Genomic DNA, 8,517 nt, shown 5'->3' on the forward strand with positions numbered 1-8,517 from the left:
GGCGGTTCCTCGCCGAGGTCGCCTCGGGCGACCTCGGCGAGTCCACCCGCACCGGTGCCTCGGTCGTGAGCATGATCGGCGCCACGCTGCCGGTGACGCTCTGGCTGTCGCTCTACGCGATCGTCGTCGCCGTCGTGACCGGGGTGGCGCTCGGCCTGCTCGCCGAGCGCTACCGCGGGCGCTGGCCCGAGTGGGTCGCGAACACCGCGGCCCTGACCAGCCTGTCGGTGCCCAACTTCTGGCTCGGCATGCTCGCGATCCTGTACCTGTGCATCGGCCTGGGTCTGTTCCCGGCGTCGGGCTACGTGCCGCTCACCGACGATCCCGTGGGCTGGGTGGTGCACCTGACCCTCCCGGCGCTCATCCTCGGCACCGGCCTGGCCGCCGTCATCATGCGGCAGACCCGGGCCTCCATGATCGAGGCCATGCGCACCGACTACGTGCGCACGGCCCGCGCCAAGGGCCTGGGCCGGACCCGCGTGCTGCTGCGGTACGGGCTGCGCAACTCCCTGATCGTCGTGGTCACCATCGCCGGGCTCCAGCTCGGCGGCCTCATCTCGGGCGCCGTCGTGACCGAGCAGATCTTCGCGCTGCCCGGCTTCGGCAAGCTCACGCTCGACGCCGTCTTCCAGCGCGACTACCCGGTCATCCAGGCCGTCGTGGTGCTCACCACCGTGGGGTACGTGCTGGTCAACCTGGCCGTGGACGTCCTCTACTCCGTCATCGACCCGCGCATCCGAGTGGGAGGCCGCTCATGACCGTCATCGAGCACAGTGATCTCTCCCCCGACCCCGCGCCGGCCGTCGTCGGGCCCCGGCGCCTGCTGTCCCGGCTGCGCACGCCGCAGGCGATCACCGGCGCGGCGATGCTCGCCGTGGTGGTGCTCGCCGGGCTGCTCGCGCCCCTGCTGGCCCCGCACGGGCCCGCGGAGGTGCACTTCGACGCCCCGTTCCAGCTGCCCGGCACCGTCGGCTTCGCCCTCGGCACCGACGACCTGGGCCGCGACGTCCTGTCCCGGATGATGTACGGCATCCGCGCCTCGCTGATGGTGGGCGTCGTGGCGGTGGGCCTCGCCGTCGTCGTCGGCACTCCGCTCGGGCTGGCCGCCGGGTACTGGCGGTGGCTGGACGCGCCCGTCTCGCGCCTGACCGACGTGACGCTCGCGTTCCCGTTCCTCATCCTCGCGGTGGGGCTGGCCGCCATCAACGGGCCCAGCCTGTCCGGCGCGGCGATCTCGCTCGGCATCGCGCAGGTGCCGACCATGGTGCGCGTGGTGCGCGCCGAGACCATGCGCCTCAAGGAGAGCCCGTTCGTGCTCGCCGCCACGGCGATGGACGCGTCGGGCCCGCGGATCCTCGCCCAGCACATCCTGCCCAACTGCCTCTCGGCGATCATCGTGCAGGCTACGGTCATCATGCCGGCGGCGGTCCTGGGCGAGGCGGTGCTCTCGTTCCTGGGCCTCGGCATCCAGCCGCCCACGCCGAGCCTGGGCATCATGCTCTCGGACGCGCAGCAGTACCTGGGCCGCGCGCCCACCGCCGCGCTGTTCCCCGGCCTGGCCATCGTGGCGATCTGCCTCGGCTTCAACCTCCTCGGGGACGCCCTGCGCGACGCCCTCGACCCGTCCACCGACCGTAAGTGAGTGCCATGACCTCGACGCCGTTCGTCCGGCCGACCACCCCGCTGACCCGCCCCGACCTGAAGGGCACGTTCGGGATGGTGGGCTCCACCCACTGGATCGCCACCGCGAGCGCCCAGGCCGTGCTCGAGCGGGGCGGCAACGCGTTCGACGCCGCGGTCGCGGGAGCGTTCGTGCTGCACGTCGTGGAGCCGCACCTGAACGGTCCGGGCGGCGACATGACCGGCGTCTTCGTGACGGCGGACGAACCGGCGCACCCGCGCGTGCTGGTGGGCCAGGGGCCCGCTCCCGCGGGCGCGACGATCGAGCACTACCGGTCCGAGGGTCTCGACCTGGTGCCGGGGTCGGGCGCGCTGGCGGCGGCGGTGCCGGGCAGCGTCGACGCGTGGCTGCTGCTCCTGCGGGACCACGGCACCTGGGACCTCGCGGACGTGCTGGCCTACGCGATCGGGTACGCCCGCGACGGGCACCCGCTGCTGGAGCGGGTGGCGGGCACCCTGACGAACGTGGCCGGCCTGTTCCGGGACCACTGGCCCACGTCGGCGGCCCGCTGGCTGCCCGACGGCGAGGTGCCCGCCCCGGGCACGGTCGTCACCAACCCGGAGTACGCCGACCTGCTGGACGCCGTGGTCGCCGCGGGCTCCGGCGCCGCGGACCGTGCAGCGGCCATCGACCTGGCCCGCGCCGCCTGGCGCGAGCGGGTGGGCGCGGCCGTGGAGGCGTTCGTCGCCACGCCGCACCGGCACGCCGACGGCGCGGACCACGCCGGGGTCATCACGGCCGCCGACGTCGCGGCCTTCGCGGCGTCGTACGAGGACGCGACCACGGTGACCTTCCGCGGGTACACGATCGCCAAGACCGGCGCGTGGGGCCAGGGCCCGGCCCTGCTGGCCACCCTGAAGATCCTGGAGGGACTGGACGACGCCGCGCTGGACCCGTCCACCGAGCTGGGCGCCCACACGATCCTGGAGGCGCAGAAGCTCGCGCTGGCCGACCGCGACGTCTGGTACGGCGACCCGGCCGCCGACGACGTGCCGCTGACGTACCTGCTCGGCGAGGAGTACGCGGCGCTGCGCCGGGCGCTGATCGCGGACACCGCGAGCCACGAGGTGCGCCCGGGCGACGTGCCGGGCCGCCCGACGCCGCCCGTGCCGGTGCTGCGCACCGAGTACGCCACCAGCGCGCCGGCCGGGTCGCTGCCGGGCGCGCCCGGGGGCGGTGCGGCGGCGGGCGTGGGCGAGCCGACGGTCGAGGTGCCGACAGGCTCGACCAGCGGTTCGGTGGTCGAGCCTGTCGAGACCCCCGACTCCCCCGAGCACACGGGCGCCACCCGCGGCGACACGTGCCACATCGACGTCGTGGACCGCTGGGGCAACATGGTCTCGGCCACGCCGTCGGGCGGCTGGCTCCAGTCCTCCCCCACGGTGCCGGGCCTGGGCTTCTGCCTCGGCACGCGGCTGCAGATGACGTGGCTGGACGAGGCGTCGCCGTCGGCCCTGACCCCCGGACGGCGGCCGCGGACCACGCTCACGCCCACGCTCGTGCTGCGCGACGGCGAGCCGGTGATCGCGCTGGGCTCGCCCGGCGGCGACCAGCAGGACCAGTGGCAGCTGCTGTTCCTGCTGCGCGTGCTCGTGGGCGGGTACACCCCGCAGCAGGCGATCGACGCGCCGGCCCTGCACACGACGTCGTTCCCCGGCTCGTTCTGGCCGCGCACCTGGACGCCGGGCGGGGCCGTCGTGGAGGACCGGCTGGGCGAGGACGTCATCACCGCCCTGGAAGGCCGCGGCCACGTGGTGACGCGGGCCGGCGACTGGGCGCTCGGCCGCCTGTCCGCCGTGACCCGCGACCCGGCCACGGGCCTGCTGGGCGCGGCCGCCAACCCGAGAGGAGCGCAGGGATATGCCGCAGGACGCTGACCGCCCCGCCCCGCTGCTGCGCGTGCGCGGCCTGGAGGTCGCCTACGGCGACACCCCCGTCGTGCGCGGCGTCGACCTCGACGTGGCGCGCGGGGAGCGGGTGGCGATCGTGGGCCAGTCCGGATCGGGCAAGTCGACGGTCGTGGCCGCGCTCCTGCGGCTGCTGCCCGGCGCGGGCCGCATCACCGGCGGCACCGTCGAGCTCGACGGCGAGGACCTGACCGCCGCGGGCGAGGCGCGGATGCGCGCCGTCCGGGGCGGCCGGATCGGGCTGGTGCCGCAGGACCCGGGCACCAACCTCAACCCGGCCATGCGCCTGGGCGACCAGGTCGCCGACGCGCTGCGGGCCCACGGCCTGCGCGGCCCGGCGGTGCGGCGGCGCGTGCACGAGCTGCTGGAGGAGGCCGGCGTGCCGGAGCCGGAGCGGCGCGCCAAGCAGTTCCCCCACGAGTTCTCCGGCGGCATGCGCCAGCGCGTGCTCATCGCCGTGGCGCTGGCCAGGGAACCGGAGCTGCTGCTGGCCGACGAGCCGACGTCGGCCCTGGACGTGACAGTGCAGCGGCGCATCCTGGACCACCTCGGCGCGCTGGCCGAGGCCCGCGGCACGGCGATGATCCTGGTGACGCACGACCTCGGCCTGGCCGCCGACCGCGCCGACCGGGTGATCGTCATGCTCGACGGCCGGATCGTGGAGCAGGGCACGCCGGAGCAGGTGTTGCGCGCGCCGCAGCACGAGTACACCCGGCGGCTGGTCGCGGCGGCGCCCGCGGCCGTCGTCGCGCAGGCGGGGCCTGGTCCGGACGGGACCGGGCGTGGCGAGAGCGCGCCGGACGCGCCGTCGTCCGCCGACGTCGTCACCATCCGCGACCTCGTCAAGGAGTACAAGGTGCGCGGGCGCGGCGGGGTGCTGCGCGCCGTCGACGAGGTGTCCTTCTCCGTGCCGCGCGGCGGCACCACCGCCCTGGTGGGCGAGTCCGGCTCGGGCAAGACGACGGTCTCGCGCATCCTGCTCGGGCTGGAGACCCCGACGTCGGGCGAGGCGCTGGTGGACGGCCGGAGCATCTCGGGGGCGGGCCGCGCCGAGCGGCGCGCCCTGCGCCGCCGGGTGCAGCCGGTGTTCCAGGACCCGTACGCGTCGCTCGACCCGACCCACACGGTGGAGCGGGTGATCGACGAGCCGCTGCGGATCTTCGGCATCGGGGACCGCGAGTCGCGCCGGGCGCGCGTGGCCGAGCTGCTGGACCAGGTGGCGCTCCCCCGGGACGTCGCCCACCGGCACCCGGGCGCGCTGTCCGGCGGGCAGCGGCAGCGTGTCGCCATCGCGCGGGCGCTGGCCCCCGGGCCGGAGCTGCTCGTGCTCGACGAGGCGGTCTCCGCGCTCGACGTGCTGGTCCAGGAGCAGATCCTGGATCTACTTGCTGACCTGCAGGAACGCCTCGGGGTGTCGTACCTGTTCATCAGCCACGACCTCGCGGTGGTGCGCGGCATAGCGGATAATGTGGTGGTGCTGCGGCAAGGCCGCGTCGAGGAGCAGGGGTCCGTCGACGACGTGTTCCACTCCCCGCGGGCCGCCTACACCCGAGACCTGCTAGGAGCCATCCCCGGTGCCGCTTTCGCCCGATGAGCCCGTGCTCCCTGCCGTGGTGCGGCCCTCCGTGCAGGACGCCATCCGGCGCGACATCATCGCCGGGGTGCTCACCCCCGGCGCCCGCGTGACCGAGGCCTCGCTGGCCCAGCGGTACGACGTCTCGCGGGTGCCGGTCCGGGAGGCCCTGCGCGGCCTGGCGAGCGAGGGGTTCATCGACTCCCGCCCGCACGTGGGCTCGCGGGTGGCCCCCATCCCGGTGCACGACGCCGACGACCTGTTCGCGGTGCGGGAGGCGCTGGAGGTGGCCACCGCGCGCAGCGCGGCCCGGCGGGCGGCGGCGCTCTACTCGGGCGACGAGAGCCCCGAGGACTGGTGGCGCATCCGCCGGCAGATCGCCGCCCTGCTCGACGCCGGGGACGCGCACGTGGCCGAGGGCGACCTGGACCCCCTGGTCGGGATCAACGACGAGATCCACATCGCGGTCGCCGAGCTCAGCGGCAGCGCCACCCTGACGCAGCTGCTGCGGCAGCTCTCCTGGAAGATCGAGTGGCTCTACGCCGCCGACATGCAGTCGCGCGGCAAGCGGCTCTGGCCGGACCACCGGGTGATCGTCGGCGCCATCGACGCGGGCGACGGCGAGCGGGCCGCCGCCCTCATGGCAGCGCACGTGCGGGAGTCGCGGATCGGCTACCTGCGGCGCTACGGCGTCACGCGGCCGAGCTCGGACCCCGAGGTCGCCGCGGCGGTGCGGCGGCAGGCGGGTGGCGCGCCGGACGCCGCCCTGCCCGGCGCCGATACCGTGGGTCCGTGACGAGCGACGAGCAGGCCAGGGACGAGCGGACCGGGGACGAGGCGACCGGGGCAGGGCACGAGGGTTGCGGGTGCGGGTGCGGGACCCCGGGGCGGGACGCGTTCGTCCAGCTCGGTTCCCGCCCGGCGGACACCGCCGCGACACCCGCCCCGGGCCGGCACGACGTCGAGCAGGCGAGCGTGCCCGCGGGCCGGTTCACGATGGGCGACTCGTCGGGCGACCGGAACCCCGCCGACGGCGAGGTGCCGCTGCACGAGGTGACCCTCGACGCCTTCGAGATCGACGCGACCACGGTCACGAACGCCGACTTCGCGCGGTTCGTCGACGCGACCGGCTACCGCACCGAGGCGGAGACGTTCGGCTTCTCCGCCGTCTTCCACCTCGCCGTGGCGGCGGACCACGACGACATCATGGGCCAGGCCGACGGCACCCCGTGGTGGTTCGGCGTGCAGGGTGCCGACTGGGCGCACCCGGGCGGCCCGCGCTCCGACGTCGACGGCCTCGACGACCACCCCGTGACCCACGTGAGCTGGAACGACGCCGTCGCCTACTGCGGGTGGGCCGGACGGCGGCTGCCCACGGAGGCCGAGTGGGAGTACGCCGCCCGGGGCGGCGTCGACGGCGCGAAGTACCCCTGGGGCGACGCCGAGGTCGACGACGGCGGCTGGCGCGCCAACATCTGGCAGGGCGCCTTCCCGCGCGAGAACACCCTGGACGACGGCTGGCTCACCACAGCGCCCGTGCGGACGTTCGAGCCCAACGGCTACGGCCTGTGGCAGCCGGTCGGCAACGTCTGGGAGTGGTGCCAGGACTGGTTCGACCCCGGCTGGTACGGGCGCTCCCCCGCGGCGAGCCCGGCGGGCCCCGAGGCCGGCGTCATGCGGATCCTGCGCGGCGGCAGCTACCTGTGCCACATCTCGTACTGCAACCGCTACCGCAACTCCGCGCGCTCGTCGAACACGCCCGACTCCTCGATGGGCAACGCCGGGTTCCGCACGGTCGCGCTCGCGGGGGCGGACGCCGGGACTGGCGCGGGGTCCGACGTCGGGCGCGACGCCGGGCACGGCGCCGGGCACGGCGCCGCATGACCGCCCGGAGATTTCCGCAGCGCGTCTACCGGGACGGCGAGGAGCCCGACCCCCGGTTCAGCCTCGCCAACGAGCGCACGTTCCTGGCGTGGCTGCGCACGGCGCTCGGCATGTACGCGGGCGCGTTCGCGCTGGAGGCGCTGTCGCTTCCGGCGGCGACGGGCTGGCGGCTGGCCGCGGCCGGCGTCTTCCTGGTGCTCGGCACGCTGGCCGCCGTGCAGGCCTGGCTGGGCTGGGCAGCCACCGAGACGGCGCTGCGCCTGGGCCGGCCGCTCCCGGGGCTCGCGGTGGGCGGGCTGATCGTGGTCGGCATCGTCGTGGCCGTCGCGCTGGTGACGATCGGGCTGTTCGTATGACCGAGGACCACGGCGTCTACGACCCGGGCCTGCAGACCGAGCGCACGCTGCTCGCCTGGCGCCGCACCTGCCTCGCGTTCGCCGTGGCCAGCCTGGTGGGGATGCGGTTCACCGTGGAGGCCGCGGGGGTGGTCGCCGTCTTCGCGGGCGTCATCGGCGCCGGGCTCGCGGTCGCCGCGTACGTCGCCGCGGCGCTCGGCTACCGCCGGGCCAACCGCGCTCTGCACGGCACGGGCTCCCTGGACCACGGGGCCGCGCCCATCGCCCTGGCCACGGCGGCGGCCCTGGTCCTCGGCCTCGCGTGCGCGGGCTACCTCGTCCTGAGCGCCCTCCGCGCCTGACCGGCGCGGGCGCCGGGCACGGGCGCCGGGCGCCGCCGCGCCCGCGGTCGTGGCAGTCGAACGTAGGGTCCGTCGGCGCATGGGCGCTCATGCGCCGACGAAGCCTACGTTCAGCGGTCCGGTTCGGTGCGCGGCAACGCCGGTCAGTGCAGCAGGTCGCGGTACTGCGGTCGGGCCTTCATTGCATGGATGACCAGCGTCTCGCCGGAGTCGAACTCAAGGGTCACGATCTCGAGCAGCCGCCCCGCGTCGTCGAAGCCGAGCAGGAGCCAGCGGCGCGGATCGTCCTCGTCGTCCAAGGGCGCACGGAAAGCGGGCTGGCTGCTCGGTGGCGCTCAGGACGCCGGCCTCGGTCAGCCGGTCTCGACGAAAGTGCTTGCGGGCTGAGTCGTGCAGCTTCACGCGACGTGCGCCCAGGCGCGCACTGCCGCGCGGATCGCCTCGGACCTGTTCGCCAACCCCTCGGCCTTGGCCTGCCGGTCGAGCGCGGCGAGCGTCGCGGCATCCAGCCGAGCCGGGACCACCTCGCCCGGGCCGTCGCCAGCTGGCGGGCGACCGCGTCGCCGTAACTTGGACACGTCGTAGCCGGCCTCGGCCTCGTCGGCCCAAGCCTGGATCTGCTCCTCGTTCACCGCCTGCCCGCGGATCTTCCTGTCGCTCATCTGATTATCGTATACGTAAATGCCGCCCCGTCAACGGTCAGCCTTCGGCGCACCGGAGTCGCGCCCGCACGGCGTCGAACGTAGGGTCCGTCGGCGCATGAGCGCTCATGCGC

General features: G+C 75.1%; 10 protein-coding genes. 8 read left to right on the forward strand and 2 right to left on the reverse strand.

Annotated features, from left to right (window positions below; genetic code table 11):
- The 8 genes from ACFU5G_RS27330 to ACFU5G_RS27365 form a co-directional block, all read left to right on the forward strand.
- Positions 1-758: ABC transporter permease (locus ACFU5G_RS27330; protein WP_377251802.1), on the forward strand; the 758-nt coding region annotated here is incomplete at its 5' end.
- Positions 755-1,642, forward strand: coding sequence for an ABC transporter permease (locus tag ACFU5G_RS27335; RefSeq protein WP_377251804.1), 888 nt, complete (start codon positions 755-757; stop codon positions 1,640-1,642). The genes ACFU5G_RS27330 and ACFU5G_RS27335, both read left to right, overlap by 4 nt.
- Before the next feature lie 5 nt (positions 1,643-1,647).
- Positions 1,648-3,558 carry a gamma-glutamyltransferase family protein gene (locus tag ACFU5G_RS27340; protein WP_377251806.1) on the forward strand — a complete coding sequence of 637 codons (1,911 nt, stop codon included), beginning with the start codon at positions 1,648-1,650 and terminating at the stop codon, positions 3,556-3,558.
- Positions 3,542-5,182, forward strand: a complete 1,641-nt coding sequence (locus ACFU5G_RS27345; RefSeq protein ID WP_377251808.1) for a dipeptide ABC transporter ATP-binding protein — start codon at positions 3,542-3,544, stop codon at positions 5,180-5,182. The genes ACFU5G_RS27340 and ACFU5G_RS27345 overlap by 17 nt, the downstream gene beginning before the upstream one ends.
- Positions 5,183-5,186: 4 nt before the next feature.
- Positions 5,187-5,957, forward strand: a complete 771-nt coding sequence (locus ACFU5G_RS27350; protein WP_377251810.1) for a GntR family transcriptional regulator — start codon at positions 5,187-5,189, stop codon at positions 5,955-5,957.
- On the forward strand, positions 5,954-7,045 hold the full coding sequence (locus tag ACFU5G_RS27355) for a formylglycine-generating enzyme family protein (RefSeq protein WP_377251812.1): 1,092 nt from the start codon (positions 5,954-5,956) through the stop codon (positions 7,043-7,045). Before ACFU5G_RS27350 ends, ACFU5G_RS27355 begins: the two co-directional genes overlap by 4 nt.
- Positions 7,042-7,401 (forward strand): YidH family protein, encoded by a 360-nt coding sequence (locus ACFU5G_RS27360; protein WP_020017685.1) that lies wholly within the window; start codon positions 7,042-7,044, stop codon positions 7,399-7,401. The genes ACFU5G_RS27355 and ACFU5G_RS27360 overlap by 4 nt, the downstream gene beginning before the upstream one ends.
- Positions 7,398-7,742 carry a DUF202 domain-containing protein gene (locus ACFU5G_RS27365; RefSeq protein WP_377251814.1) on the forward strand — a complete coding sequence of 115 codons (345 nt, stop codon included), beginning with the start codon at positions 7,398-7,400 and terminating at the stop codon, positions 7,740-7,742. Before ACFU5G_RS27360 ends, ACFU5G_RS27365 begins: the two co-directional genes overlap by 4 nt.
- Before the next feature lie 143 nt (positions 7,743-7,885).
- On the opposite strand, the gene ACFU5G_RS27370 is transcribed toward ACFU5G_RS27365, so the two are convergent.
- On the reverse strand, positions 7,886-8,041 hold the full coding sequence (locus tag ACFU5G_RS27370) for a toxin-antitoxin system toxin subunit (protein ID WP_377251816.1): 156 nt from the start codon (positions 8,039-8,041) through the stop codon (positions 7,886-7,888).
- Between the two features lie 99 nt (positions 8,042-8,140).
- On the reverse strand, positions 8,141-8,404 hold the full coding sequence (locus ACFU5G_RS27375; RefSeq protein WP_377251818.1) for a ribbon-helix-helix domain-containing protein: 264 nt from the start codon (positions 8,402-8,404) through the stop codon (positions 8,141-8,143).
- Positions 8,405-8,517 lie beyond the last annotated feature (113 nt).

The organism is Promicromonospora sp. NPDC057488 (assembly GCF_042802395.1).
In the GTDB taxonomy this organism is placed as follows: domain Bacteria; phylum Actinomycetota; class Actinomycetes; order Actinomycetales; family Cellulomonadaceae; genus Promicromonospora.

Bases quoted from the DNA above. Each gene is read 5' to 3' on its own strand.
- ACFU5G_RS27335 (WP_377251804.1), top strand. From the start codon at position 755: ATGACCGTCATCGAGCACAGTGATCTCTCCCCCGACCCCGCGCCGGCC.
- ACFU5G_RS27345 (WP_377251808.1), top strand. From the start codon at position 3,542: ATGCCGCAGGACGCTGACCGCCCCGCCCCGCTGCTGCGCGTGCGCGGC.
- ACFU5G_RS27365 (WP_377251814.1), top strand. From the start codon at position 7,398: ATGACCGAGGACCACGGCGTCTACGACCCGGGCCTGCAGACCGAGCGC.
- ACFU5G_RS27375 (WP_377251818.1), bottom strand. From the start codon at position 8,404: ATGAGCGACAGGAAGATCCGCGGGCAGGCGGTGAACGAGGAGCAGATC.
- ACFU5G_RS27340 (WP_377251806.1), top strand. From the start codon at position 1,648: ATGACCTCGACGCCGTTCGTCCGGCCGACCACCCCGCTGACCCGCCCC.
- ACFU5G_RS27360 (WP_020017685.1), top strand. From the start codon at position 7,042: ATGACCGCCCGGAGATTTCCGCAGCGCGTCTACCGGGACGGCGAGGAG.